Genomic DNA, 24,960 nt, shown 5'->3' with positions numbered 1-24,960 from the left:
GAAACCTTTTGCCATGATGCGTCTTGCTCGCCCGTCCGGATTCATACGCCAGGCTGCCTCGCGTACCCTGACCCCTCACCCGCTCAGCAGCTATGTGCCGATTCTGGCCATCCTGATTATTGTGCTGCTGATGGGCGTATTTGCCTGGGCGGTCAACAAGGAGCGCACGGATGAGCAATCCAATGAACTGATCCGCAATGCCTTGTGGGTGGAACAATCCCTGTCCTTTCAACTGCGCTCGCACGAAAACAATTTAAGCCGCATTGCCAGCGAAATTGAAATGCACTCCCCACCCATCACCACCCAGACGGCTTTAACGCAATTGCAGCATTTCAAGACGATTCATCCTGACCTGCTGAAAGTGGCCATCCAGGACCGCTTTGGCACGACCTTGCTGGTACGTCCACCCGGCGCCGACACCCGTATTGCGGCCCACGTCAGCACACCCAGAACCTCGACCTGGCTGCCAGCCTATTACTCCAGCGAGCACCAGGAAAGCGTGCTGGATCTGGTGGTTCCCATTTACGAGGACAATGCGATTGTCGGCACCTTGCGGGCCACTTTCTCCCTGGCGACCATCCTGATGGAAAACGTGCCCTGGTGGATTGCCGAGCAGTACCATGTTTCCCTGATTGACCAGGGCGACCAGACGCTGGCCACGCGCTCCAAAGGCGAGCCCGGCCCAAGCGAGCTGCGCTATGCCATGTCGGTGGACCCTCCCTTGCATGGGGTGCGTTTGCTGATGATCCCATACCCGCAGCAAAACATTCCCACGTTCACACTGCTGATGACCGTCATCGCCGGCCTGGCCTTGCTGGCTGTGGTGAACCTGGCCATGCAGCACCACTACGCCCGCAAGCGCCGTGATGCGGAACTGGCATTGATGCAAGAGCAGGCCTTTCGCAGCGCCATTGAAAACTCCATGGTCACTGGCATGCGCGCCCGCGATCTGGACGGCAAGGTGCTGTACGTGAACCCCGCGTTTTGCGAGCTGGTCGGCCGCCGCAGTGAGGACATTATTGGCCTGGCCCCGCCCATGCCCTGGTGGGTGCCGGAGATGATGGATGAAACCCTGGAGCGCCGGGACCGCCTCAAGTCCACCCGCGCCGTGCAGGTTTTTGACACCCAGTTTCAACGACCCGACGGCTCTCGCGTCGATGTGCAGGTTTTTGAGTCCCCCCTGATTGATGCCCAGGAACAGCATGTAGGCTGGATCAGCTCCATCATTGACATCAGCTCGCGCAAGCAGGCCGAAGCCCTGGCCAGTTCACAGTCTGAACAACTGCACCACACAGCCAAGCTCATCACCATGGGCGAGATGGCCTCTACGCTGGCCCATGAACTGAATCAGCCCCTATCGGCCATTGCCAGCTATGCGGCTGGCTCCCTGAACCTGCTGGGTGCAGAGCCGCTGGACCCCAGGCAGCTGCGACGCGGGCTGGAGAGTCTGGCTGACCAGACGCGTCGCGCCGGGCAGATCATTCACCGTATCCATGATTTCGTGCGCAAGCGAGATCCGCAGCTCAGTCCCCTGAATCTGCCCGATGCCCTGCAGGGTGCCCTGGCCATGGCCAAAGCGGGCCTGCGCCATCACCAGATCCAGTTGATTGTGCCCTCCCACCCCGAGCGGCTACCCGTCATGGGCGACAAGGTTCTGCTGGAGCAGTTGATCTTCAACCTGCTGCGCAATGCGGCCGAAGCCATGTCAGGCCTGGAGCCGGAACGGCGCATTCTGGAAGTGACCATGCAAGCCAGCAATGGCGTGGTGCTGGTGATGGTGGCCGACCAAGGACCCGGCGTGGCAGCGACGATCATGGCCGAGGTCTTCCAGGCTTTCACCACGACCAAAGCCCAGGGCCTGGGCATAGGTTTGAATATTTGCCGCTCCATTGTGGAGCTGCACCATGGCAAACTCTGGTTTGAAAACGGGGTTCCCCACGGTGCCACCTTCCTGTTTTCCTTACCCCTGATCGAACTATGACTAAGCGCGCTCCCCTGGTCCATATCGTGGACGACGACCCAGCCATCCGCGATGCCTTGTCCTGGCTGTTTTCCACTCGGCAGGTCCATACCGAACAGTGGGAGAGCGGCGAGGCTTTTTTAGCTGCCCTGGGTCCTGACACCCACGGCTGCATTTTGCTTGATATCCGCATGGAGGGCCTGTCCGGGCTGGAGGTATTCGAGCAGTTGCGCGACCGCCAGTCCTGCCTGCCTGTCATCTTTCTGACAGGTCATGGCGACCTGCCGCTGGCCGTATCAGCCTTGAAACAAGGCGCGGCCGACTTTATTGAAAAGCCCTTTAATGACAACGATCTGGTGGATCGGGTTCTGGATGTGTTGCGCAGTTACGAAGCCAGTCAGCAAGAGCGGGACGATGAGCAGGCGCTGGAAGAGCGGCTCGATACCCTTTCCCAGCGCGAGCGCGAAGTGCTGGCGCTGGCCCTGGAAGGACGTCTGAACAAACAGATTGCCCAGGAGTTGAGCATCACCATGCGCACCGTGGAGGTCCACCGCGCACGAGCTCTGGAAAAAATGCAGTCGCGCACCCTGATCGAACTGGCGCGTCTGCTCGATCCAGCACGCTTGCGCGAAGACCGCCCCCCTCCAGGGCCTTAGGCGGGGCCCGCGCTGCGGATGTATATAATGCAACCATAAACAATTAGAACCGCGCACTAGGCCCGGTCTCCGGAGCGATCATGAGCACCACTACCGAAAATACTGATTTGCACCTTTCCCATCTGGATGAGGATGGAAAGGTTCAGATGGTCGATGTCAGCCATAAATCGGCCACCGCCCGCTCGGCCACTGCCCGCGCCGTGGTTCGCCTGAGCCCGGCCGCCTACCAGTTGCTGTCGGCCCAGCACAATGCCAAAGGCGAGGTGCTGAACACCGCACGCGTGGCGGGGGTTCTGGCCGCCAAGCGCTGCGCTGAACTGATCCCCATGTGTCACAGTCTGCCCCTGGATTTTGTCGGCATTGAGTTTGAAAGCGATGCCGCAGCGGGCACCATTGCCGTACTGGCCACCTGCCGGACCCGCTACACCACGGGCGTCGAAATGGAAGCCATGACCGCCTGCTCGATTGCGGCGCTGACGATTTACGATATGTGCAAAGCGGCTGACAAAGGCATTGTGATTGAGCAGACCCGTTTGCTGGAAAAAACCGGCGGCAAAAGCGGGACCTGGACGGCCTCGGTATAGGGCCTGTTGACCCTAAGCCCTTTCACGGAGATAGCATGACAAGCCCTTTGACCCCGACCAACAGACCGGAGAGCTCCACATTACGTGTCCTGTACTTTGCCCAGGTAGCCGAACGCACCGGCCAGCGTCAGGAAACCTGGGACTGGCCGCAGGAAGGCACCGTCCAGCAATGGACCGATGCCCTGCTGGAGCGCCACCCAAATTTGAGCGACATGGCCGGCCGACTGCATGTAGCGGTTAACCAGTTTCACGCCAAACCCACCGACCCTGTGCGCCCCGGCGATGAAGTGGCCGTCTTTGAGCCCGTCACCGGAGGTTAAAATGGTACGTATCCAGACCGAAGACTTTGATGTGGCGGCCCTGAATGCCGAGCTGCGTGCCACGGCAGGTGGCAAGGCCGGTGCCATGGTGACATTTACAGGTTATGTACGCGATCAGGCCGATGGCACCGCCACCGAATCCCTGTTCCTGGAACACTATCCTGGCATGTGCGAGCGCGAAATCGAAACCGTGTGCGAGCAGGCGCGTCAGCGCTGGCCCATTCTGGATACGCTGGTCGTGCACCGCGTAGGCGAACTGCATCTGAACGAACAGATTGTCTATGTTGGGGTCACCAGCGCCCACCGCGGCGATGCCTTTCGCGCCTGCGAGTTCATCATGGATGTGCTCAAAACCCGTGCGCCCTTCTGGAAGCGCGAAACCCTGGCCGACGGCCAGCGTTTCTGGGTGCAGCAGCGCGACAGCGACGCCCGAAAAACCGATTCCTGGAACACTACTGCGGACACCAGCAAGCATGTCTAAAGCCCAGACCGACCGACCTGCCGCACGTTTGAACGTGGCGGTTCTGACCATCTCAGAGCGCCGTGGCCCCGACGAGGACACATCGGGCGATTACCTGGCAAGCAGCCTGAGCGAAAGCGGTCACCATTGTGTGCAGCGCGCCATCAGCAAAGACAATATTTATGCCATTCGCGCCATCTTGAGCCAATGGATTGCAGACCCCGACATCCATGTCATCCTTTGCAATGGCGGTACCGGCTTCAGCCATAAAAAATCCACCATTGCGGCGGTAACACCGTTACTGGATCAAGTCATTACCGGCTTTGGCGAGCAGTTCCGGTATTTGTCGTATCAGGATATTGGCTCCTCGGCCTTGCAGTCCGATGCCTTGGCGGGAACGGCCAACCGCACGCTGATATTTTGCCTTCCCGGTTCGGGCGGCGCCTGCGCACTGGCCTGGGAGAATATCCTGAAAGAACAGTTGGACAGCCGTCATCGTCCCTGCAATTTTGCCTCCCAGTATCTGGAACCGCATTCCCCTTAAAGCCTGAAAGCACCGGGGCCATCCGCACCCCCAAACGGTTATTTGGGGCCTGCCCCTCCCCTGCTTCAGCCACGACCTTGTTTTATCGACTGTATCCAATCCTATGATCGAATTTGACGTAGCTCAGCAGCGCCTGGCCCAAGCGGGACAAGCCCCCACCCAAACCGAGCACTGCGAACTGGCCCACGCCCTGGGACGTATTCTGGCTCAGGACATCACCGCCCAACTGGACATGCCGCCCGCCGACAACAGTGCCATGGACGGCTATGCGCTGCGCCTGAGCGACATTGTCGAGGGCAAGGAACTGCCCATTCAGCAACGCTGCTATGCCGGGGATATTCCCGAACCCTTGCAAGCAGGTATGGCGATCCGCATCTTTACCGGCAGCATGTTGCCAGCCGGCGCCGATACCGTCGTCATTCAGGAAAACTGCCAGGAAGATGAGCACGGGGTGCGCATTCTGGAAATGCCCGTGGCTGGCGTGAACATCCGTCGCCGGGGCGAGGACATGCGCATGGGTGACGTGTTGATCACCACAGGTACCAAACTGACTGCGGCCCATATTGCGCAATTGGCGGCGCAAGGCCACGCTCAGCTACCGGTCTATCCACAACTGACTGTCGGCATTTTGACCACAGGCGACGAGCTGACTCCTGCCGGACAGCCCTTGCAAGCCGGCCAGATCTACAACTCCAACGCCCCCATGCTGCGTGCGCAACTGCAGGCGCTGGGCGTGGAGTCAGTGCACGCCGTCCATGCCAAAGACACGCTGGACGCTATTCAGGACGCCTTGAAAGACTTGCTGCAACGCTGCGACCTAGTTCTGACAGTCGGCGGTGTATCCGTCGGCGAGAAAGACTTTGTCAAACCTGCCATCGAAGGCATGGGCGGACAGCTGGATCTGTGGAAAGTGCGCATGAAGCCTGGCAAACCCCTGGCGCTGGCCTACATCGACAACAAGCCGCTGGTCTGCCTGCCCGGCAACCCGGTCTCTTCCTACGCTGTGTTTTCCTTGATGGTCTCTCCGCTGATTCGCCGCCTGCAAGGCCGCAAAGACGCACTGCCCGCCACACGCTTCGGCATTTTGCAAGGCGAGCGCCAATTCAAGGGTGACCGCGAAGAGTTTATCCGGGTACAGGTGGACAACGACGAGCTGGGCCGCCTGCTGGTGCGTCCATTCGGCAACCAGGGCTCTGGCGTGATCAGTTCTCTGCCCTGGGCCCAGGCACTGGCCCGCATCCCCGCAGACACCACCGTAGTGCCGGGTGATGCCGTTCGGCTCTATGAATACAGCCAGTGGCAGGCCTAGCTTCAGGGGCTCATTCCGCTTTTGGCTTGGCCCTACAAAACCGCCCTGCTCGGGGCGGTTTTTTTATGCCGTGTGTTGACGCAATTCTCGGATGTCGCCGCGACAGACACTCTGCCCTTAACGCGTTCACGTCAGGACACGCGGATACGTGAACGACCCTATCACCCCCTCTTTTCTGCATGTATGCGTTCAGGGGAAACAGAGGAGCCCCAACAGGCCTACCAGCTTTGCGCCTGATCCAGATCCTGTGGCGTATTGATATTGAAAAAGGCATGTTCGGGGGCATCGCGCAAATCCACCGCTATCGCACCTATGCTCTGCAGAAAATTCATGACACGACGCTCACCACTGAGCAAATACGCTTTCAGCACCGCAGCCTGATCGGCACGCAGCAACAGGCAAAGGGGGTGGCTGCGTTCGGCCTGCACATAAGCGGCAACGGCACCCTGTTCTTCTACGGCCCTGCTCAGGCGTTTACCCAGATCGCTGGGAACAAAAGGCAAATCGACCGGACAGGACAAGACCCAGGGTGTGGTGACCTGATCGAGCACACTGGCCAGACCGGCCAGGGGGCCCAGATAGCCCTCCAGCTCAAGCGCATCGGGGACCACGCGGCCCCAATGCACATACTGCTCAGGATTGCGATTGGCACTGATCAATACAGGGCCGACCTGCGGGCGCAGGCGACGAACCACATGCTGAACCAGCGGCTGGCCCTGCAAGAGCAACAAGCCTTTATCAATCTGGCCCGACAAATCAAATCGCCGGGCCCGCCCGCCTGCCAGCACGATACCGCTCATGTCCTGTGTGCTTATCATCCGCCGATGTAACTCATTTCTATACGGTCACGACTCGTGGTTTGCTCGCCACGAATCTCGGAATATCGGTCCTGCCGTCCGGTCCAGACGCCGTGCATATAGGCGGCTAACTGCTCGTCGGACGCGCCCGAGCGCAATTGCGCCCGCACATCATACCCCTGAGACGCAAACAGGCACAGAAACAGACGCCCTTCCGGGGAAAGACGCATGCGCGAACAGTCGCCACAGAAAGGTTGGGTCACGCTGGTAATCACCCCCACCTCTCCAGAGCCATCCTTAAAACGCCAGCGACTGGCGACTTCCCCACGATACTGTGCCGCAACGGGCTCCAGCGCAAAGCGGGACTGGATAAGTGCCACTATCTCCGCTCCGCTGACCACCTCCTGAAGGTTCCAACCGTTGCTGGTGCCCACATCCATGTACTCAATAAAACGCAGGATCTGGCCCGAACCCTTGAAGTGTTCCACCATGGGCAGAATCTGATCGTCATTCAGACCTTTGCGCACCACCATATTGACCTTGACCGGGCTCAAGCCTACCGCCTGCGCCTTGGCAATGCCTTCCAACACCGTGGAGACGGAAACGCCACTGTCACTTAACTGCGTGAAACGGGCGTCATCGAGCGCATCCAGGCTGACAGTGACACGATTCAAGCCCGCCTCTTTCAAGGACTGGGCTTTGCGACCCAATAAAGTGCCATTGGTTGTCAACGTCAGTTCCACCGGCTCACCCTGCGGGGTGCGCAGCTTGGCCAGCATCGCGATCAGCACTTCGATGTTTCGTCGCAACAGCGGTTCGCCTCCTGTCAGCCGCAGCTTGCGCACGCCCAGCGACACAGCCTGTCGTGCCACCCGCTCGATCTCTTCAAAACTGAGAAGGGAAGAATGGGGCAGGAACTCGTAGTCCGTACCAAATACCTCCCGCGGCATACAGTAGGTACAGCGGAAGTTGCATTTGTCCGTCAGGGAAATGCGCAAATCACGCAAGGGACGCTGACGTTTGTCCCGGGGCTGCCCCTCGACCGGCGCAAACCGCACGGTAGGGCGACGGGACGCGTCGACACGGCCCGTTTGCGGCGTCTGCTCAGGGCGGGCTAGCACCGCCTGTGCAAGCTCCGATCCAGAGGGCGGCGTATCGCCTCGCCCAGGAAAAGCGATCTCCGAATCCGAAGAACTCGCCTCTTGATATGGCCTGGCCTGAGCGCCGTCTACAGACAGAGGCTCACGTTTTGGCCCATGCTCATCGCTCATGGTGTTCTCTTTTTCAAGGACAGGGTTCGTCCCCGTCTCATGGTGTGTGTTTTCATCATGCAAAGGGGCTTAACGCCAAAGCAAATCGGCAGCCCGCCCAAATGCCTGTTCCAGCGTCATGATCTGACCTAGCCCCCGTGGGTCGTAACCCACCAGATCTTCCATAAATTGACTATACGCGCAACCGCCAATCACGTTCATCAATTGCTGCATAGGAGCCTTATCCAGCAACTCCTGCTCGAGCGCAATGAAGTAACGTTCCTGCGCCAGGGGTATGAACTCCAGCCCACAACGGCTGGCCGCCGTTTCCACGCCCAGGCCGGTATCGGCCATGCCACTGGCCACATGCGCTGCCACCGCCATATGCGTCAATTCTGTTGTTTCAAAGCCCAGCACCGCATTCGTGTTTACCCCTAACTGACCCAGCAGCAAGGTAGCCAGAAAGCGGGTGCTGGAACCCATCTGCCGGTTTACAAAGCGCACATCGGGCCGCAGCAAATCCGCCATGCCCGTGATGTTCTTGGGGTTGCCCTTTTCCACAAACAGGCCTGTGCGTCGGGTAGACAGAAAAATCAGTCGGTGACGCGCCGGTGACAGCCACTGTCCGTACCGGCGCAAAGCCGCCGCCTCAAACTCACCCACTGGCACCTGAAAGCCGGCCAGATCGCAATCCCCGCGCTCCAATGAGGCCAAGGCCTCGATCGCGGTGCGGTAACGCAGCTCCAGAGGCAAACCCTCGCGTTCGTTGGCAAAGCGCATCAAGCCTTCAATCGCAAATCCATGGCTGGCCTGAAACCGCAGACGGTCCAAGGGTTGAGCGTACAAACGACCCAGTTCCTCTTCCAGCTCGGAAGCCATGCTCTCCAGGGTTGGCGTCAGGCGCGCATCCAGACGCCGGTTCGCCCACAGCAAACGCTGGGCGAACTCGGTCAACTTGGTGCCTTTGCGGCGGGACGTCTCCAGCAGGGCCGCATCAAACTGTTTTTCAGCATTGCGCAACAAGCCCCAGGCATGTCTATAGGAAAACCGGCATTCCTTGCTGGCTCCGGCCAGATGCCCCAATCGTTCGATGGCACCTAACAGACGCAGCACGTCTCCCATGGGAAGCTCAACGCCGTCTGCATTTTCCAGAATCCATTCAGAGCGCAGCCGGGCTTTGAATTTTTGTTTGGTCATGTGTTTTTTAAGACCGGTCGTGTTTTCGTATTTATGTTCTGTGCTGCATGTACCAAACATTATATATGCGAATAATTGCTTATTGAAGTTACGTACTTAAGTGGTTAGATTACGGGGGAAAACACAATCAAATAATATGCACGGCTGTGCATAAAAATATGGAGGCGCAGGCTCCCGTTCCGGGCACCGCGCACACAGGACATGCAAACTACCCCCCATGCGCAGGAACAGGCCCGGTCCGGCCTGACACCTGAAGAGCTTGCCTTGCAGGCCGTGCAGGAGCACGCCGGTCAAAAAGGTAACTTGTTGCCTATATTGCACACGATTCAGGACCGGCTAGCCTGTATTCCAGATTCCGTGGTGCCGGTGCTGGCCGAGCAGCTCGCCCTGTCACGGGCAGAAATTCATGGCGTGATCTCCTTTTACGCCCATTTCCGCAGCCAGCCCCACGCAACTCACACCCTGGAAATCTGCAGGGCCGAAGCTTGCCAGGCGCGGGGTGGACTGGAACTGAGCGCTCATGCCCGCCGCCGTCTGAACTGTGACTTTCATGAAAACAGCGAGGACGGTCAGTACACGCTGGAGCCTGTTTACTGTCTGGGCCTGTGCGCCCAGTCTCCTGCCGTCATGCTGGACGGTGTTCCCCACGCACGCGTTACGCCCGAAAAGCTGGACGCGCTGCTAAGCCGCCCGGAGTCCCAATCATGAGCACCATTACCGTTTATATTCCGCGCGATACCGCGGCGGTTGCCATGGGTGCGCATCAGCTCGCCCGGCAACTGGCGGCCCAGGCCAAGGAACGCGGTCTGGATGTGCAAATTGTGCGCAATGGTTCGCGCGGTTTGCTGTGGCTGGAGCCCATGGTGGAAGTGCAAACGGCAGAAGGCCGTGTGGCTTACGGCCCTGTCCAGACCGAGGATCTGCCTGGCCTGTTTGACGCTGGTTTCCTGCAAGGCGGTGCACATACCTTGTGTCACGGTCTGACGGACGCCATCCCCTACCTGAAGAATCAGGAACGCCTGACGTTTGCCCGCGTGGGCATTATTGATCCGGTCAGCGTGGCCGATTATCAGGCCTGTGGTGGCTTTGAAGGTTTGAGCAAAGCGCTGGCCATGGAGCCGGCCGCCATTGTGAAAGAAGTCACTGACTCCGGCCTGCGTGGTCGGGGCGGTGCGGCTTTCCCGACCGGCATCAAATGGAACACGGTACTGAACACCCCGGCACAGCAGAAATACATTGTCTGTAATGCCGACGAAGGCGACTCGGGCACGTTCTCCGATCGCATGCTGATGGAAGGCGATCCGCTTTGCCTGGTAGAAGGCATGACGATTGCTGGTCTGGCCGTCGGTGCGACCTATGGCTACATCTATGTGCGTTCCGAATACCCGCTGGCGGTGCAAGCATTGAACGAAGCCATTGAGGCAGCGCGTGCAGCAGGCTGGCTGGGCAAGAACATACAGGGCAGCGGGCGCGAGTTCGATCTGGAAGTGCGCAAAGCGGCAGGAGCCTATATTTGTGGCGAAGAAACCGCCCTGCTCGACAGCCTGGAAGGCAAGCGCGGCATGGTGCGAGTCAAACCACCCTTGCCGGCAATCAAAGGCTTGTTTGGTCAACCCACCGTCATCAACAACGTGGTGTCCCTGGCCTCTGTGCCCATCATTTTGGCCAAGGGCGGTGCCTATTACCAGAACTACGGCATGGGCCGCTCGCGCGGCACCCTGGCGTTCCAGTTGACGGGTAATCTGAAAAACGGCGGCCTCGTGGAAAAAGCCTTCGGCGTCACGCTACGTGAACTCTTGTACGACTACGGTGGCGGCAGCGCCAGCGGTCGTCCCTTACGTGCGGTCCAGGTCGGTGGCCCATTGGGTGCTTATCTGCCTGAGCATCAGTGGGATGTCCCTCTGGACTACGAAGCCTACATGAAGATCAATGCCATGGTCGGTCACGGTGGTCTGGTGGCCTTTGACGATACGGTGGATATGGCCCACATGGCGCAATACGCCATGGAGTTCTGCGCCATCGAATCCTGTGGCAAATGCACTCCCTGTCGGATCGGCTCCACGCGTGGCGTGGAAACCATCCAGAAGATCCGTCGCCGCGAAGACATGGACAACCATGTCGAGCTGCTGCGCGATCTGTGCGACACCATGTTCTCCGGGTCCTTGTGCGCCTTGGGCGGCATGACCCCTTACCCCGTCCTGTCCGCGCTGGAACACTTCCCCCAGGATTTTGGACTGGCCCCGCAAACCGAGCAGGACCTGGCCAAGGTCTAAGACGGAGATCACCATGAAAGAAACAGTCGCCGTACGCGAACGTGACCTGGGCACCCCAGCCTCGACCCAGACCGAGATGGTCAAGCTGACCATTGATGGCCAATTGATTGAAGTGCCCGTGGGCACTTCCGTGATGCATGCCGCCGCCTTGGCTGGCATCAACATTCCCAAACTGTGCGCCACCGATTCACTGGAAGCCTTTGGCTCCTGTCGCCTGTGTCTGGTGGATATCGAAGGCCGCCGCGGCCACCCTGCCTCCTGCACGACGCTAGTGGAAGAAGGCATGGTCGTGCAGACCGAAAACGACACCTTGCACAAGCTGCGCCGCAACGTGATGGAGCTGTACATCTCCGATCACCCGCTGGACTGCCTGACCTGTCCTGCCAACGGCAATTGCGAGCTGCAGGACATGGCCGGCGTCGTGGGCCTGCGCAGCGTGCGCTACGGCTTTGACGGCGCCAACCATCTGGACGACACCACCGACAACTCCAATCCTTACTTTGCCTATGACTCCAGCAAATGCATTGTCTGCAATCGCTGCGTACGTGCCTGTGAGGAAGTACAGGGCACTTTCGCGCTGACCGTAGACAAGCGCGGCTTTGAGTCGCGCATCACTGCCGGCCAGAATGATGATTTTCTGGGCAGTGACTGCGTCTCCTGCGGTGCCTGCGTCCAGGCCTGCCCCACGTCTTCGCTGATGGAGAAATCTGTCATCGACCTGGGTCAGCCCGAACACGCCGTCATCACTACCTGCGCCTACTGTGGCGTAGGTTGTGGCTTCAAGGCCGAAATGAAGGGCGACAAGGTCATTCGCATGACGCCCTGGAAAGACGGCAAGGCCAATCGTGGCCACGCCTGCGTGAAAGGTCGTTTCGCCTGGGGTTACGCCACGCACCAGGATCGAATCCTGAACCCCATGATTCGCAAGAAGATCACCGACCCCTGGCAGGAAGTGTCCTGGGAGGAGGCTCTCAACTACGCCGCCTCCGAGTTCCGTCGCATTCAGGATCAGCACGGTCGTGACGCCGTGGGCGGTATCACCTCCTCGCGCTGCACCAACGAAGAGACCTATCTGGTGCAAAAGCTGGTTCGCGCCGCCTTTGGTACCAACAACGTGGACACCTGCGCCCGCGTCTGTCACTCTCCGACCGGTTATGGTCTGAAAATGACACTGGGTGAATCGGCGGGTACCCAAACCTTTGACTCGGTCATGCACACCGATGTGGTGATTGTGATCGGCGCCAACCCCAGCGCGGCACACCCCGTCTTTGCGTCGCGCCTGAAACGACGCTTGCGCCAGGGCGCACGCCTGATCGTGATTGACCCGCGCCAGACCGAGCTGGTCAGCTCGCCGCACATCCAGGCCGATTACCACCTGCCGCTGCGCCCCGGCACCAACACCGCCATTCTGACCGCCATGGCTCACGTCATCGTTACCGAGAATCTGGTCAACGAATCCTACGTGGCCGAACGCTGTGATACGGCCGCTTTTGAGGAGTGGCGCCAATTTGTCAGCCAGCCCCAGAACTCGCCAGAAGCCATGGCCGAGATCTGCGGCGTGTCCGCGGACGACATCCGTGGTGCAGCCCGTCTGTACGCCACCGGCGGCAACGGCTCGATTTACTACGGTCTGGGCGTGACCGAGCACAGCCAGGGCTCCACCACGGTGATGGCCATTGCCAACCTGGCCATGGCCACCGGCAACGTGGGGCGCGAAGGCGTGGGCGTCAATCCGCTGCGTGGTCAGAACAACGTGCAAGGCTCCTGCGATATGGGCTCGTTCCCGCATGAGTTCCCCGGCTACCGTCATGTCTCCGACACAAGCGTACGCCAGCAATTTGAACAGGCCTGGGGCGTGCCCCTGCAGTCCGAACCTGGGCTGCGCATTCCCAATATGTTTGAGGCCGCCTTAAGTGGCAGTTTCAAGGGGCTGTACTGCCAGGGCGAGGACATTGTTCAATCAGACCCCAATACCCAGCACGTGGCCGCCGCCATGGCCGCCATGGAGTGTGTGGTGGTGCAGGATCTGTTCCTGAACGAAACCGCCAAATACGCGCACGTTTTCCTGCCTGGCTCGTCTTTCCTGGAAAAAGACGGCACCTTCACCAACGCTGAGCGCCGCATCTCGCGCGTGCGCAAGGTCATGGAGCCCAAAGCCGGCATGGCCGACTGGGAAGTCACCTGCGCCTTGGCCCGAGCTCTGGGCTACCCCATGAGCTACGATCACCCCAGCCAGATCATGGACGAGATCGCCCGCCTGACCCCCACCTTTACCGGCGTGTCCTACCAGCGCATTCAGGAACTGGGCGGCAGCGTGCAGTGGCCTTGCAACGAACAGGCCCCGGATGGCACCCCCACCATGCACATTGACCAATTCGTGCGAGGCAAGGGGCGCTTCATGTTGACCCAGTACGTCCCGACTGAAGAACGCAGCAGCCGCAAGTTCCCCTTGCTGCTGACCACCGGTCGCATCTTGTCGCAGTACAACGTGGGCGCTCAGACCCGCCGTACCGAGAACGTCGCCTGGCATGCCGAAGATTTGCTGGAAATTCACCCGGCAGATGCCGAGGACCGAGGCATTCGCAGTGGTGACAAAGTCTCGGTCAAGAGCCGGGCGGGCGAGACGGTCTTGCGTGCAACGGTCACCGAACGGGTGCAGCCAGGGGTGGTCTATACTACGTTCCACTTTCCCGAGTCGGGCGCCAATGTGGTCACCACCAACAATTCGGACTGGGCCACCAACTGCCCCGAGTACAAAGTGACGGCTGTGCAGATTCAACGCGTCACGTCCGACTCGGCGTGGCAAAACCGCTGGAACCGCTTCAACGAGATTCAGCAGCGCCTCCTGCAAGGCGAGACTGTCCCCGCCGCGGACCTGCCAGACCCGGAGGATCACCCCTGCTCGCCGGAGCATGCCCCGGCGGTCGCGAAAGTATGATGCGTACTAACCGACCTTAAGGAGTTGCCACGTGAGCCAGGCAGATTTTCGTGATGCCAGTGCCCCTGCCACCGTATGGCGGCAGGCGCGTACCCCGGCGCAAGCCAACACCGGAAACCTGCCCCAGGAGGACCAGGACATGCTGGCCCGCGAACAAGCCGTTGCCCTGGAATTCAATGGCATCAGCCATAGCGCCTTGCTATGCAGTCCCAGCGATCTGGAAGATCTGGCCTACGGATTTTCCATGACCGAGGGCATCATCCGCGATGCAGACGATATACGCAGCGTGGATGTGCTGGAAGGCGAACGTGGCAGCTTGTTGCAGATCGAGATTGCCAGTGCGTGTCAGCATCAGTTAAAGGCACGCCGCCGTCAGCTGGCAGGCCGTACAGGCTGTGGTCTGTGCGGCCTGGAAAGCCTGGACGAGGTACGCCGGGCGCTGCCCCGTCTGCAAGCTCCCCATCACCGGCCCGATGCCAACGCCATCTTCCGGGCTCTGGATGCCTTGCGCTCCAGCCAGCCCTTGCATGGCCTGACCGGGGCCACTCACGCCGCTGCCTGGTGCAATCTGCAAGGCGATATCCTGGCCGTTCGCGAAGATGTTGGCCGTCACAACGCGCTGGACAAGCTGCTGGGACACCTGCTGCGCAACGATATTGATCCCCGCTCTGGCATGGTGCTGATTTCCAGCCGTGCCAGCTTCGAGATGGTCCAGAAAGCCGCTGCCATGGACATCAGTTTCGTGGTGGCCGTCTCCGCCCCCACCACCTATGCTGTACAGATTGCCGATGAACTGGGCGTCATGCTGGCCGCCTTTGCCCGTGACCGCAGCTTCACGCTGTACAGCCATCCCCACTACCTGAATTCTGCCGAGTCTGCCTCGGCCACCTCACCATGAATATTGTCCCTTTGATTCCCATGGCCAACCAGATCGGCCAGTTCTTTGAAACCCTGAGCAATCGGGAGCAGAGTCTACGCGAAATTGCCGACCATATACAGAAATTCTGGGACCCGCGCATGCGTCGCTCCCTGCTGGATTTTGTAGAGCAGCACCCGAATGGCAAAAGTGAAGATGGCGAGCTGACCGCCATCGTGCTGCAAGCTGTCCTCACGCACAGGCAGCAGCTAGAGCCGCGCCAGCAATAAACCGGCTCTGCGCAAGCCTGCGGCCACTGTGCCTACAGCCAGCCCCCAGGCTGGCTTTTTTGATGCCATACCTCTTCAGTAAACGCGCGGATCAGGCCTGGCCACGGCAGGCTGTGAAGATAAAAAAACCCGCCTGGGCGGGTTTTTTTAGGGACCTGAAAACGATCAGTCGTGTTCTTTGACGCGATACACCAGTACGGTGTTTTTGGCCATGTTCAACACCTTGATGGTGACACTGCCCAGCAACAGGCGGGACAGACCACTGCGGCCGTGGCTGCCGATAAAAATCAGATCACACCCTTCCTGCTCGGCGACCTGCACAATACCGTCGGCCACGTTAAAGTTGGACACGGATTTACCGGTCGCCTTTACACCCGCGGTTTCGGCACGATCCAAAATCTGCTGCAGGTATTTTTGTGACTGTTCTTTGGCGGTTTTGTCGTAGTCTTCGTCGGTGATGGCGTAAGCCGCGGCCATACCATCAAAACCCACCGTGGCGGCAAACGGCTGCGTCACGTGCAAAGCCAGAATTTCGGCTCCCATTTGGCGGGCAAAGGTCACGCCCTTGTTGGCTGCCTGAGAGGAGAGCTCGGAACCGTCAGTTGGAATCAGAATTTTCTTGAACATGGCATAACCCCTTTGAATGGAGACAGATAGCTTAGCGCTGCTTACAGACGCAGGACAAGCGGATAAACACCTGAACCTTGAGCCAGGTCAGGTTTCGTTCAATGCGCGAAACAATACGGCACAACGTGTGCCGGTGCGGCAATAGGCCAGGGTCGGGGCTGGCAAGGCTTCCAATAATTGGCCAAAACGGGCAACATCAGCAGGGGTAATGGCACTACCGACCACCGGCTGATACTCTACCTGCAAGCCTGCTGCCTGAGCGGCCTTCATCACATCAGCTGACAAAGGCTGATCGGGGCCGCCCTCCAGGTCAGGCCGGTTGATAATAACGCTTTTGAAGCCCGCATCGGCTACCGCTTGCATGTCCTCTCCCGACAACTGAGGGGCGACGGCCAATTGCTCGGTCAAAAACTGGTGTGGAAAGGACATAGACACTCCTGAAGTCGGGATAAACTAAATCAGTTCAAAGGAAAAATAGTATGTTCCCCCCCGAGAGTACGCAAGCCCCTTTCGCCTCGTCCCTGCCTAAAGGCAGCCAGGCCAGCACCTTGCTGATCCGCCCCGCCAGTCTGGAAGACATGGCGGCGGTGCAAGCCATCTATGCCTATCATGTGCTGCACAGTACGGCGACCTTCGAACAAAGCCCGCCTGACGAACAGGAAATGCGTCGCCGTTTTGCCCAGGTGCAGGAGCTGGGCCTACCCTGGCTGGTCGCACAACTGGATGGGCAAATCGTCGGTTATGCCTATGCCACCAGCTACCGATCCCGCCCTGCGTACCGCTTCACGGTAGAGAACGCCATCTATCTGGCTCAGGGGCAGATTGGCAAAGGCCTGGGCAAGGCGCTATTGGAACAAGTGGTGATGGAGTGCGAAAAAGGTCCCTGGCGACAAATGGTGGCTATTATCGCCGGCCATGACAGTCGGAGCTCCATCGCATTGCACCGTTCACTGGGCTTTGCCCATGTCGGCACCCAACCGGCGGTGGGCTATAAATTCCAGCAATGGATTGATGTGGTCATCATGCAGCGCAGCCTGGGAGAAGGCAGCCACAGCCTGCCTGCCACCCAAGTCTAGCAACCCGGTTCAGGCGATTCTCAGACTGTACTGATCCAGCCATTGTTGCAGCTGCGGGCTGGCGAGCACCTCATACTCCGCCAGCCGCTGTGCGCCCACCGGGTCATCAGGCACGCTGCGTAGCGCGGGGTGGCACATCATGCTGTCTCCATGCTGCATGACAGCCAGCCAGGCCCTGACCAGTTCACCGTAGCGCTGCCTGCCTCCCTGGAAATCGTACACACCGGTAAAGCCGGTATTCAAGGTGATCCCCCGGGCCCGGGCCAAGCGTGACAACTGGCTGGAACCGAGGGCCGCAATAATCCGTGCCTTGAATCGGTCCTTGAACGCAAAGCCGCTTGCCAGTCGATCAGCGCCGGTATAGCGCAGCCAGGGCAAGCGGGCGGCATAGCGACGCTCCACTTCGGCCAACAAGGCCTCACGAATCATGGGTAGCTGATGCACATGTTGGTGCCCATCAATGTAGTCAGGCCCCTGTCCCATCACCTGCTCAAACTTATCCAGCTGGCGGGCCACGCTGTCCTTGATCTTCTGGCTGTCCAGACGATTCAGCAGGCTGCGAATAATGACCTGCTTGAGCGGCATCGCATAAACACCCGCTTGTCCGGCAAACTCGGTAAAATTCAGATGCAAGCCTTTTTGCAAGGTACTCTGACGCAGCGCTGGAGCATTTTGTATAAAGCTGTTCCCATCGACCAGGCAGGAGGTTCCTGTCAGGCGCCGGGCCTGGGCCAAGCTCAAGATGGCCTCGTCTACAGCCTGGGCCATGCCGAAATCATCCGCGCATATACTGATCTGCCTGTCTTTGGCCACCGCTCGCTCCGCTTTCGCTTTATGTCTCGTCAAATCATTCTGTTCATTCTGGTCGGCACCCTGGCCGCCTTCACGCACTGGGGGATTGTAATCGCCCTGGTGCAAACGCTGAGCCTGTCGCCCTTGCTGGCCAATCTTTTTGGCTGGCTGACTGCCTTTCTGGTGTCATTTGGTGGCCATTACTGGCTGACCTTCCGGTCCCAGAATGCCCGTTTCCTGCCCGCGCTATCCCGTTTTTTTCTGGTGTCGGCTGCTGGCTTCGCCGTGAACGAAGCCAGCTACGCTTTCTTGCTGAATCACTCCGGCCTGCGTTACGACCTGCTGCTGGGCTTGATTCTTATTGGCCTGGCGGTGCTGACGTTTCTGGCTGGGCGACTGTGGGCGTTTCGCCGCACATAAGCTCGTACTCATCGCTATCAAAGCGCCACAAGGCGATGCGCTGGTCATCATACAGGCGCTGGGCATGGTTGAGCACCTGGCTTTGGCGCACCGCGTCAGGCGCACCGATCAGCCACACTACGGCTGCCCGGTCCCGGCACAACTGCTGGCGCAGGGTTGGCCGGTCTATCAATATCTGCGCCCCGCGATGAGGCTCGAAACGTGCCGCTTCCACTAGCTCCTTACGCCAGCTATCCGTATGCATGATCTCCGGATCATCCCAACGGCCCATCACACTGACGTTCGACATGCCCGGTACATAAAACCCCAGATCGTAGCGGTAGTCATTGAGATAAACGATACGATCTCCCTTGTGGTACTGGGCGGCAAGAACGCGGCCCAAGGCCTGACTATTGACCTGTGGACGTAGCACCATGGTCAATACCGCGACCAGACAGACCGTGAGGCAAACCGCCACACTCCCGACAGCAAAACGCGCTACTTTCGCTTCCCCCTCCCGCTGGCTTTGGCGGATCAGACCATCGGCCAGAAAAAAAGCCCAGGGCCCCATGGCGGGCAGCACATAGCCCAGCAGCTTGGACGTGGGTATGGAGAAAAAAATCAGGACTGTCAGCAAAGCCGACAACATCAGCCCCCGTACCGCCCCCAAGCCATCCGGCGTGTGGTCGGCGCCTCGACCCCGCCGGAACAAAAAGGGCGTCCACCCTAAGGTGGCCACCGGCATCAAGGCGAAGTAGAACCAGAAGGGTTGCGGATTGTTAAAACCCGTTTCCAGAAAGCGCTGGAAATGCTGGTAGACGATGTAATAGTCGAAAAATCCCGGATAGCGGGCTTGCATGACCCACATCCAGGGCGTGGCCACCAATGCCAGCAGGCCCAGGCCGGTCCAGGAAAACAGCCGCAGCAAGACGCGCCACTGACCACGCCCCAGCAACCAGAACACCAGCACGCCACCGGGAATCAGAATCCCGATCAGGCCTTTGGCCAGAAAGGCCAGACCCGCCATGACATACAGCCCCATCAATGCCAGCCGATAGGCGCGTCCCTGCTCCATTTGCAAGGCGGCATGTGCACCAAGCAGCACACAGCTGCTGATCAAGGCCGCCACTGTCATATCCAGATTGGCGTAGTGGGAAGCGCCGAACAGCAAAGGACTGCTGGTCAGGATCAAAGCCGTCCAGGCGGCATGTTGCCGACTGGCATGACGCTTCAAAAAGGCATGCATTCCGGCAATCAGCAGCGCGGCCATCAGGGCCGGGACCAGACGGGCGCCGACAAAATTGACGCCCAGCACTTTCAGACTCAAGGCGGTGAGCCAGTAATGCAGCGGTGGCTTATGAAAAAAAGGCAAACCATCCAGACGCGGCACCAGATAGTCACCGGACTCCAGCATGGACAGGGCAACACCCACATAGCGTCCTTCGTCCGGAATCAGCAAGGGGTAGACTCCCAGCGTCAGAGCGAACCACAGCAGTGCGAGCAGTCCCACCCAGGCGCTGGGCAGCGTACCCAGGCGCTCTACGCCACGGCGCAGCCAGCAGGCCATCCCATCAGACTGCCCATGTGGGACCGTTGCGCCAGAAGGGGAAAATGAATTATCGATACTCATCGTTCACGGTCAAACCAAGAGAGTGAGGCAGCCACTATCGTGGCTGTCGACATGAATCAGAATATCGTTGTAGCGTTCAATTACATTTGACGGCATTTTGCCCATTAAACGGCAAAAATCACCTTCAATCCCCTGATGGAGCCTGACGCTGGGAGGCGTTCGGCTCCTGGCTTTGCGACGGCACGGGAACGGAGGACAAGCCCTGCCCCCGACGGCGATGAACCAGATACAAGGGCCGGTTTTTGACCTCGGCAAAGATGCTGGCGACATATTCGCCCACCACACCCAGCGACAGCATGTTCACGCCGGCAAAAAACAGCACCACCGTAATCAAGCTGGCCCAGCCCCGCACCGCATCGCCATAGAGCAAATGCTTAAAGATAATGAACAAGCCATAACTGAATGACAGCATGGCCAGTATCGCACCTAGCAAACTTAGCAAGCGCAGCGGCCAGGTGGTGAAGGCCGTCAGACCGTCCACGGCAAAGCGCAACAACTTTGCAGGACGAAAGCGGCTAACACCATGCAGACGCTCCGCAGGCGAGTAATAAATAGGTTCGGAAGGAAAGCCCACCCAGGCAAACAAGCCTTTCATGAAACGGCTGCGCTCGGGCAAGGCCAACAAGGCATCGACCACACAACGATCCATGAGGCGAAAATCCCCCGCGTCGCGTGGCACCCGCAAGCCATTGGACGTACGCATGAGCTTGTAGAACAAGCTGGTGCCAGCCCGCTTCATCCAGGTCTCGTCATCGCGGGTTTCGCGCACGGCATAGACCATTTCCAGACCCGTGGACCAACGCTCCAACATGGCTTCAATCAAGGCGGGGGGATGCTGCAAATCCGCATCCATACACACCACGACCTGCCCGCGACTGGCCTCCAGACCTGCCGTCAACGCCGCTTCTTTGCCAAAGTTGCGGGATAACTGCAGATACACCAGTTGAGGATAGGTTTGCCGCAACTGCTCAACCACCAACGGGGTTGCGTCCGTGCTGCCATCATCGACGAAAATGATTTCAAAATCCGGGACCAGTTCGCGCAACTTCGCCACCAGAACCGGCAGCAAAGCGGGCAGGTTTTCTGCTTCATTCAAACCAGGGATGACGCAAGAAAGCGTTTGGGCCTGTCTTTTTGTAATCATTATTCCTAGCGCACCATGTTGTAACAAAATAGGATTCAGCCAACAAAAAGTAATCGTAGCTTGCCAGCCCGCCTAGTGCAATTTACCTTCCGTGATACTTGTGTTTTATAAAGAACGCTGTTCAAAACCTGATCCACCTTTGCCCTGCCGGCTTAACCGGCCAAGCGTTCAGAACGCTACATCTACACTTCTGAAACTGCAGTCGAGTGTAGGGACACAGGCGTTGAATCTGCGTGAAATCAAGCACAGCAATGTGTGTAAACCAGATGTTTCCTTTCCGGCTTGACCCCGGCGAGCGCTGCCAATAAGATAGATAAAATATATATCTTTAAATTCAAAATATTATGGCTCTCAATCCTTTATGTACCCGCCAGGAAATTCATGATCTGGTCTGGGATTTCTATGACCGTATCCGGATGGACGATGTTCTTGGCCCGATTTTTTCAGAACGCATCAAGGATTGGGATACGCATCTGGGCGTCATGGAGGAGTTCTGGTCCTCCTTGCTGCTCAAGACAGACGGCTTCAATGGCAACCCGATGGCCAAGCACTTGTCGCTCCAGCACATTCAAGCCAGTCACTTTGAACAATGGTTGCGTCTGTTCAAAGAAACCTGCCAGGAGCGTGAAAACCGGGCCATGGCCGAGCTGGCACTGGAATATGCCCAGCGCATCGCCCGCAGCTTCTGGTTTGGCTACCAGTTCCAGCACAACCCCACCCAAGTAGCCACAGAGTTGCAACTGCCCTGATCATGCGTCTGACCAATCTTACCGATTATGCCCTGCGTCAATTGATGTATCTGGGCCAGAATGAAGACAGGCTCTGCACCATCGCGGAAATTGCCCAGTACCACCAGATTTCCCAGGCCCACCTGATGAAAGTAACCCATCTGCTTGCCAAGGGCGGCTGGATTCAGACGCAGCGAGGAAAAAATGGTGGGATGCGCTTGGCACGCCCTGCCGAGGACATCAATCTGGGCGAGCTGGTCCGTTACACCGAAACAGATCTTGCCGTCGTGGAATGCCTGGGCAGCGGCACCCATTGCATTCTGAGTGGGCGCTGCAATCTCAGCAGCATTCTCAAGCAGGCCCTGGTCCAGTTCCTGAGCTATCTGGACAATTACACCCTGCGTGACATTATTGTTCCGGGCAGCAGCCCCGAACAGACCATCGCCTGGCCAACCCGGTCCCTACACTCCGCCTGAGCGGGCACACAGGAGAGCGCTAGTCAGCAGGTGGCAGCGCAGCAGGTGGCAAATGGCCCCGGATTCCTTGGAATCCGGGGCCATTTGCACGATCTAAGGGCTCGTCTTACGCCGGGAAAATCAAATCGCTACGAACCGTGCCGGGATGCGCGCGGATTGCATCGAGCACCTCCTGATCAGGCACACGATCCAGGTCTGTCATGGCATAACCCAACTCGCCCTGCGTTTGCAGTTGCTGACGAGTGATGTTAATGCCGTGCTGAGCCAGAATATTGTTCAGGCTGCCCATCGCCCCCGGCACGTTGCGATGGACATGCAGCAAACGAACCGCCCCCTGGATGTCGTAGTACGACACCTCCGGAAAATTCACGGCCCCCTTGGTCGCACCACTGCGCAGATAACTGACCAGCTTTTCCGCCACTTCACGGCCGATATTCTCTTGCGACTCCTGCGTGCTACCGCCGATATGCGGTGTCAAAATAACATTGGGCATACCGATCAACGGGCTCTTCAAGGGCTCGTCCACGCTTTTCGGCTCGACTGGAAAAACGTCCAGCGCCGCCCCTGCCAGATGGCCACTGACCAGCGCCTGATGCAAGGCATCAATGTCCACGACCGTACCGCGCGAGGCGTTGATCAGAATGGAACCCGGCTTCATGGCCGCGATGGTCTCGGCATTCATGATGTTCTGCGTTCCCTGGCCACCGGGAACGTGCAAGGTCACTACATCAGATTCAGCCAGCATCTGTTTCAAGCTGCCGTAAACACGCGCATTGCTCAGAGGAAGCTTGGATTCGACATCATGATAGAGCACGCGCATACCCAAGGCCTCTGCCAAGGTGCCGACTTGAGAGCCGATATTGCCGTAACCAATCACACCCAGCGTCTTGCCGCGAATCTCGAAGGCACCATCGGCGCTTTTGTCCCAAAAGCCCTGATGCACACGCAGGTTTTTCTCGGGGATACGACGCAGCAACAAGATGGCCTCACCCAGCACCAGCTCGGCAACCGAGCGCGTGTTGGAGAACGGCGCATTAAAGACCGGGACACCGCGGTTTTGAGCCTGCTCCAGGTCCACCTGGTTGGTCCCGATACAAAAGCAGCCCAGCACTTTGAGCTGGTCTGCCTGTTCCAGCACCCGGCGGTCAAACTGAGTGCGGGAACGGATGCCCACAACTTCTGCGCCTTTGACAGCCTCCAGCAGCTCTTGACCCGACAAGGCTCCCTTGTAGGTCTGAATGTCGGTCAAGCCCGCCGCCTCAAAAACTTCACGGGCGCTAGGATGAATGTTCTCAAACAGGACAATGCGACTCATGATGGTTCCAGTCATTTAAATAGTATCTAAATGGTACTATTTTTTTGACCTGACTGAGTGAGCATCAACAATAGCAACAGGGGATTGCTGGACGGAGGGCAGAACCGGACCCTCAATCCGCGCCCAACAGCAAAAACCCAGGCTTGGAAAACTGCTTCCAAGTCCTGGGTTAGTCGTACAGGCGGCGCCGGATCACTAGCGGCCGCCGCGGAACAGCTCCCTATCAGGAACCAAATGGCACCGGACGGGGTGTGTTATCACGCGATGGGGGCAAAATAGGCAACGTGATTTCAGGCTGCTTGCCCGTCAGCGTTTTCAGGAACGCCACGATCTGGGCATTTTCTTCCGCAGTGAAACTGCGTCCCAGCTGCAGCCGGCCCATGGTGTCGACCGCTTCGGTCAGAGTATTGACCGCGCCGTCATGGAAGTAGGGGTAGGTCAACTCCACATTACGCAACGTGGGCACCTTGAAATTGAAACGGTCGGCATCCTTGCCCGTTACAGCTGCACGACCTTCTGCAGGGTTCGTGGTCTGGTAGGGTTCGACCAGGCCCATTTTCTGGAAAGAGGTGCCGCCCAGGTTGGGACCATTGTGACAAGCCACGCAGCCACTGCCTTTGAACAGTTGATAACCGGCCAGTTCCTGATCTGTAATGGCTTTTTTGTCACCCTTTAACCACAAGTCAAAGCGGGAGTCCGGGGTCACCAGGGTTTCTTCAAACGCCGCAATCGCCGAGGTGACTTCATCAATACCGAAATCGTCCTTGCCAAATACCTGCTTGAACTCGGCCTTGTACTCGGGGATCGAGCTCAGAAACTCCATGGCCAGTTCATGTGTAAATGCCATTTCCTTCGGGTTGGCAATGGGGCCGCCGGCCTGCTCTTTCAGATCGCTGGCTCGACCATCCCAGAACTGGGCCAGGTTCAGGCTGGAGTTAAGGACAGTCGGTGAGTTGATCGGGCCTTCCTGCCAGCGATCCCCAATAGAGGTGCGGATATTGTCCGTGCCCCCCATGCTCAGGTTGTGGCAGGAATTACAGGAGATAAAACCCGAGCGTGACAAACGGGGCTCAAACCACAGCTTTTTACCCAGCTCCACCCGTGCAGGGTCCGTGACAACGGCGGCAGGGATGGGCTGTACAGGTTCATTTTCCTGGCCCTGCGCGGCAGTGCCAAGCAACAAACCGGCAGCCAGAGCAGAGAGAGTGAACAGGCGTAATTTCATAACAACTTCCTTATGGGATGACAGAGCTTCCTGCCAGTAAGGAGTCCGGGTAGGACGCATAACCCTGCTGGCCTTATGGACATCGTAAGGAATGCCATTTCATTACACATTGAT

At 58.6% G+C, this 24,960-nt stretch carries 26 protein-coding genes; 16 read left to right on the top strand and 10 right to left on the bottom strand.

Annotation, left to right across the window (positions count from 1 at the left end; genetic code table 11):
* Positions 1-13: 13 nt before the first annotated feature.
* From RSQ48_RS03195 to glp, 7 genes are all read left to right on the top strand, one after another.
* Positions 14-1,981, top strand: coding sequence for a PAS domain S-box protein (locus tag RSQ48_RS03195; protein WP_131071299.1), 1,968 nt, complete (start codon positions 14-16; stop codon positions 1,979-1,981).
* Positions 1,978-2,616, top strand: coding sequence for a response regulator transcription factor (locus tag RSQ48_RS03190; RefSeq protein ID WP_003803736.1), 639 nt, complete (start codon positions 1,978-1,980; stop codon positions 2,614-2,616). The genes RSQ48_RS03195 and RSQ48_RS03190 overlap by 4 nt, the downstream gene beginning before the upstream one ends.
* Before the next feature lie 80 nt (positions 2,617-2,696).
* On the top strand, positions 2,697-3,200 hold the full coding sequence (gene moaC / locus RSQ48_RS03185) for a cyclic pyranopterin monophosphate synthase MoaC (RefSeq protein ID WP_003803737.1): 504 nt from the start codon (positions 2,697-2,699) through the stop codon (positions 3,198-3,200).
* Positions 3,201-3,235: 35 nt separating this feature from the next.
* Positions 3,236-3,520: a molybdopterin converting factor subunit 1 gene (gene moaD / locus RSQ48_RS03180; protein WP_003803738.1), complete on the top strand. Its 285-nt coding sequence runs from the start codon at positions 3,236-3,238 to the stop codon at positions 3,518-3,520.
* 1 nt (position 3,521) lies between these two features.
* Positions 3,522-4,001: a molybdenum cofactor biosynthesis protein MoaE gene (locus RSQ48_RS03175; RefSeq protein ID WP_059318657.1), complete on the top strand. Its 480-nt coding sequence runs from the start codon at positions 3,522-3,524 to the stop codon at positions 3,999-4,001.
* Positions 3,994-4,524 (top strand): molybdenum cofactor biosynthesis protein B, encoded by a 531-nt coding sequence (moaB, locus tag RSQ48_RS03170; RefSeq protein WP_059318656.1) that lies wholly within the window; start codon positions 3,994-3,996, stop codon positions 4,522-4,524. Before RSQ48_RS03175 ends, moaB begins: the two co-directional genes overlap by 8 nt.
* 103 nt (positions 4,525-4,627) lie before the next feature.
* A complete protein-coding gene (gene glp / locus RSQ48_RS03165) occupies positions 4,628-5,833 on the top strand; it encodes a gephyrin-like molybdotransferase Glp (RefSeq protein ID WP_131071297.1) in 1,206 nt (401 codons plus the stop codon).
* Between the two features lie 218 nt (positions 5,834-6,051).
* Here the strand turns inward: glp and mobA are convergent, their stop codons facing one another.
* The 3 genes from mobA to RSQ48_RS03150 form a co-directional block, all read right to left on the bottom strand.
* Positions 6,052-6,633: a molybdenum cofactor guanylyltransferase MobA gene (gene mobA, locus RSQ48_RS03160; protein WP_081050097.1), complete on the bottom strand. Its 582-nt coding sequence runs from the start codon at positions 6,631-6,633 to the stop codon at positions 6,052-6,054.
* A 14-nt stretch (positions 6,634-6,647) separates the two neighbouring features.
* A complete protein-coding gene (gene moaA / locus RSQ48_RS03155) occupies positions 6,648-7,901 on the bottom strand; it encodes a GTP 3',8-cyclase MoaA (protein ID WP_131071296.1) in 1,254 nt (417 codons plus the stop codon).
* A 69-nt stretch (positions 7,902-7,970) separates the two neighbouring features.
* Positions 7,971-9,077 (bottom strand): substrate-binding domain-containing protein, encoded by a 1,107-nt coding sequence (locus RSQ48_RS03150; RefSeq protein ID WP_039943870.1) that lies wholly within the window; start codon positions 9,075-9,077, stop codon positions 7,971-7,973.
* Positions 9,078-9,278: 201 nt separating this feature from the next.
* Between RSQ48_RS03150 and RSQ48_RS03145 the strand changes: the two genes are divergently transcribed.
* Genes RSQ48_RS03145 through RSQ48_RS03125 form a run of 5 tightly spaced genes read left to right on the top strand, consistent with a single transcriptional unit; the run spans position 9,279 to position 15,434 of the window.
* Positions 9,279-9,785 carry a formate dehydrogenase subunit gamma gene (locus RSQ48_RS03145; protein ID WP_003803748.1) on the top strand — a complete coding sequence of 169 codons (507 nt, stop codon included), beginning with the start codon at positions 9,279-9,281 and terminating at the stop codon, positions 9,783-9,785.
* Complete coding sequence (locus tag RSQ48_RS03140) at positions 9,782-11,350, top strand: formate dehydrogenase beta subunit (RefSeq protein ID WP_003803749.1); 1,569 nt, start codon at positions 9,782-9,784, stop codon at positions 11,348-11,350. Before RSQ48_RS03145 ends, RSQ48_RS03140 begins: the two co-directional genes overlap by 4 nt.
* 13 nt (positions 11,351-11,363) lie before the next feature.
* Positions 11,364-14,288, top strand: coding sequence for a formate dehydrogenase subunit alpha (gene fdhF, locus RSQ48_RS03135; protein WP_219235659.1), 2,925 nt, complete (start codon positions 11,364-11,366; stop codon positions 14,286-14,288).
* Between the two features lie 31 nt (positions 14,289-14,319).
* Positions 14,320-15,186, top strand: a complete 867-nt coding sequence (gene fdhD / locus RSQ48_RS03130) for a formate dehydrogenase accessory sulfurtransferase FdhD (protein WP_003803754.1) — start codon at positions 14,320-14,322, stop codon at positions 15,184-15,186.
* Positions 15,183-15,434 (top strand): formate dehydrogenase subunit delta, encoded by a 252-nt coding sequence (locus RSQ48_RS03125; protein ID WP_301606728.1) that lies wholly within the window; start codon positions 15,183-15,185, stop codon positions 15,432-15,434. Before fdhD ends, RSQ48_RS03125 begins: the two co-directional genes overlap by 4 nt.
* A 165-nt stretch (positions 15,435-15,599) precedes the next feature.
* Here RSQ48_RS03125 and RSQ48_RS03120 read toward each other — a convergent pair whose 3' ends face one another.
* Positions 15,600-16,061: a universal stress protein gene (locus RSQ48_RS03120; protein WP_003803758.1), complete on the bottom strand. Its 462-nt coding sequence runs from the start codon at positions 16,059-16,061 to the stop codon at positions 15,600-15,602.
* 87 nt (positions 16,062-16,148) lie between these two features.
* A complete protein-coding gene (locus RSQ48_RS03115) occupies positions 16,149-16,490 on the bottom strand; it encodes a TIGR01244 family sulfur transferase (protein ID WP_003803759.1) in 342 nt (113 codons plus the stop codon).
* Between the two features lie 50 nt (positions 16,491-16,540).
* Between RSQ48_RS03115 and RSQ48_RS03110 the strand changes: the two genes are divergently transcribed.
* Positions 16,541-17,137 (top strand): GNAT family N-acetyltransferase, encoded by a 597-nt coding sequence (locus tag RSQ48_RS03110; protein WP_059318651.1) that lies wholly within the window; start codon positions 16,541-16,543, stop codon positions 17,135-17,137.
* A gap of 9 nt (positions 17,138-17,146) precedes the next feature.
* On the opposite strand, the gene RSQ48_RS03105 is transcribed toward RSQ48_RS03110, so the two are convergent.
* Entirely contained in the window at positions 17,147-17,905 is a 759-nt protein-coding gene (locus RSQ48_RS03105; protein ID WP_100214885.1) for a ChbG/HpnK family deacetylase, read from the bottom strand.
* 66 nt (positions 17,906-17,971) lie between these two features.
* Between RSQ48_RS03105 and RSQ48_RS03100 the strand changes: the two genes are divergently transcribed.
* On the top strand, positions 17,972-18,349 hold the full coding sequence (locus tag RSQ48_RS03100; RefSeq protein WP_039943765.1) for a GtrA family protein: 378 nt from the start codon (positions 17,972-17,974) through the stop codon (positions 18,347-18,349).
* Here RSQ48_RS03100 and RSQ48_RS03095 read toward each other — a convergent pair.
* Both RSQ48_RS03095 and RSQ48_RS03090 read right to left on the bottom strand, forming a co-directional pair.
* A complete protein-coding gene (locus tag RSQ48_RS03095; RefSeq protein WP_230406252.1) occupies positions 18,288-19,958 on the bottom strand; it encodes an ArnT family glycosyltransferase in 1,671 nt (556 codons plus the stop codon). The genes RSQ48_RS03100 and RSQ48_RS03095 overlap by 62 nt on opposite strands.
* Positions 19,959-20,082: 124 nt before the next feature.
* The gene (locus RSQ48_RS03090) at positions 20,083-21,102 is read right to left on the bottom strand and encodes a glycosyltransferase family 2 protein (protein ID WP_003803766.1); all 1,020 of its coding nucleotides are present in this window, start codon (positions 21,100-21,102) and stop codon (positions 20,083-20,085) included.
* A gap of 344 nt (positions 21,103-21,446) precedes the next feature.
* On the opposite strand from RSQ48_RS03090, the gene RSQ48_RS03085 reads away from it, so the two are divergent.
* Positions 21,447-21,851 (top strand): group III truncated hemoglobin, encoded by a 405-nt coding sequence (locus RSQ48_RS03085; RefSeq protein ID WP_003803768.1) that lies wholly within the window; start codon positions 21,447-21,449, stop codon positions 21,849-21,851.
* A gap of 2 nt (positions 21,852-21,853) precedes the next feature.
* On the top strand, positions 21,854-22,306 hold the full coding sequence (locus RSQ48_RS03080) for an RrF2 family transcriptional regulator (RefSeq protein WP_003803771.1): 453 nt from the start codon (positions 21,854-21,856) through the stop codon (positions 22,304-22,306).
* Positions 22,307-22,412: 106 nt separating this feature from the next.
* Here RSQ48_RS03080 and serA read toward each other — a convergent pair whose 3' ends face one another.
* Entirely contained in the window at positions 22,413-23,621 is a 1,209-nt protein-coding gene (serA, locus tag RSQ48_RS03075; protein WP_003803772.1) for a phosphoglycerate dehydrogenase, read from the bottom strand.
* Between the two features lie 223 nt (positions 23,622-23,844).
* Positions 23,845-24,846: a cytochrome-c peroxidase gene (locus RSQ48_RS03070; protein ID WP_003803773.1), complete on the bottom strand. Its 1,002-nt coding sequence runs from the start codon at positions 24,844-24,846 to the stop codon at positions 23,845-23,847.
* Positions 24,847-24,960 lie beyond the last annotated feature (114 nt).

Origin of the sequence: Alcaligenes sp. SJTW-7, assembly GCF_047716895.1 — a bacterium.
GTDB lineage: Bacteria > Pseudomonadota > Gammaproteobacteria > Burkholderiales > Burkholderiaceae_B > Alcaligenes > Alcaligenes ammonioxydans.
The sequence above is the reverse complement of the archived record's forward strand: the minus strand, read 5'-3'. Positions and strand labels throughout refer to the sequence as shown.

Bases quoted from the DNA above. Each gene is read 5' to 3' on its own strand.
- RSQ48_RS03190 (WP_003803736.1), top strand. From the start codon at position 1,978: ATGACTAAGCGCGCTCCCCTGGTCCATATCGTGGACGACGACCCAGCC.
- RSQ48_RS03125 (WP_301606728.1), top strand. From the start codon at position 15,183: ATGAATATTGTCCCTTTGATTCCCATGGCCAACCAGATCGGCCAGTTC.
- RSQ48_RS03140 (WP_003803749.1), top strand. From the start codon at position 9,782: ATGAGCACCATTACCGTTTATATTCCGCGCGATACCGCGGCGGTTGCC.
- RSQ48_RS03120 (WP_003803758.1), bottom strand. From the start codon at position 16,061: ATGTTCAAGAAAATTCTGATTCCAACTGACGGTTCCGAGCTCTCCTCT.
- moaC (WP_003803737.1), top strand. From the start codon at position 2,697: ATGAGCACCACTACCGAAAATACTGATTTGCACCTTTCCCATCTGGAT.
- glp (WP_131071297.1), top strand. From the start codon at position 4,628: ATGATCGAATTTGACGTAGCTCAGCAGCGCCTGGCCCAAGCGGGACAA.
- mobA (WP_081050097.1), bottom strand. From the start codon at position 6,633: ATGAGCGGTATCGTGCTGGCAGGCGGGCGGGCCCGGCGATTTGATTTG.
- RSQ48_RS03145 (WP_003803748.1), top strand. From the start codon at position 9,279: ATGCAAACTACCCCCCATGCGCAGGAACAGGCCCGGTCCGGCCTGACA.
- RSQ48_RS03070 (WP_003803773.1), bottom strand. From the start codon at position 24,846: ATGAAATTACGCCTGTTCACTCTCTCTGCTCTGGCTGCCGGTTTGTTG.
- RSQ48_RS03100 (WP_039943765.1), top strand. From the start codon at position 17,972: ATGTCTCGTCAAATCATTCTGTTCATTCTGGTCGGCACCCTGGCCGCC.
- RSQ48_RS03085 (WP_003803768.1), top strand. From the start codon at position 21,447: ATGGCTCTCAATCCTTTATGTACCCGCCAGGAAATTCATGATCTGGTC.
- RSQ48_RS03175 (WP_059318657.1), top strand. From the start codon at position 3,522: ATGGTACGTATCCAGACCGAAGACTTTGATGTGGCGGCCCTGAATGCC.
- RSQ48_RS03105 (WP_100214885.1), bottom strand. From the start codon at position 17,905: ATGGCCCAGGCTGTAGACGAGGCCATCTTGAGCTTGGCCCAGGCCCGG.
- moaA (WP_131071296.1), bottom strand. From the start codon at position 7,901: ATGAGCGATGAGCATGGGCCAAAACGTGAGCCTCTGTCTGTAGACGGC.
- moaB (WP_059318656.1), top strand. From the start codon at position 3,994: ATGTCTAAAGCCCAGACCGACCGACCTGCCGCACGTTTGAACGTGGCG.
- RSQ48_RS03115 (WP_003803759.1), bottom strand. From the start codon at position 16,490: ATGTCCTTTCCACACCAGTTTTTGACCGAGCAATTGGCCGTCGCCCCT.
- RSQ48_RS03095 (WP_230406252.1), bottom strand. From the start codon at position 19,958: ATGAGTATCGATAATTCATTTTCCCCTTCTGGCGCAACGGTCCCACAT.
- fdhF (WP_219235659.1), top strand. From the start codon at position 11,364: ATGAAAGAAACAGTCGCCGTACGCGAACGTGACCTGGGCACCCCAGCC.
- RSQ48_RS03080 (WP_003803771.1), top strand. From the start codon at position 21,854: ATGCGTCTGACCAATCTTACCGATTATGCCCTGCGTCAATTGATGTAT.
- RSQ48_RS03110 (WP_059318651.1), top strand. From the start codon at position 16,541: ATGTTCCCCCCCGAGAGTACGCAAGCCCCTTTCGCCTCGTCCCTGCCT.
- RSQ48_RS03150 (WP_039943870.1), bottom strand. From the start codon at position 9,077: ATGACCAAACAAAAATTCAAAGCCCGGCTGCGCTCTGAATGGATTCTG.
- moaD (WP_003803738.1), top strand. From the start codon at position 3,236: ATGACAAGCCCTTTGACCCCGACCAACAGACCGGAGAGCTCCACATTA.
- RSQ48_RS03090 (WP_003803766.1), bottom strand. From the start codon at position 21,102: ATGATTACAAAAAGACAGGCCCAAACGCTTTCTTGCGTCATCCCTGGT.
- serA (WP_003803772.1), bottom strand. From the start codon at position 23,621: ATGAGTCGCATTGTCCTGTTTGAGAACATTCATCCTAGCGCCCGTGAA.
- RSQ48_RS03195 (WP_131071299.1), top strand. From the start codon at position 14: ATGATGCGTCTTGCTCGCCCGTCCGGATTCATACGCCAGGCTGCCTCG.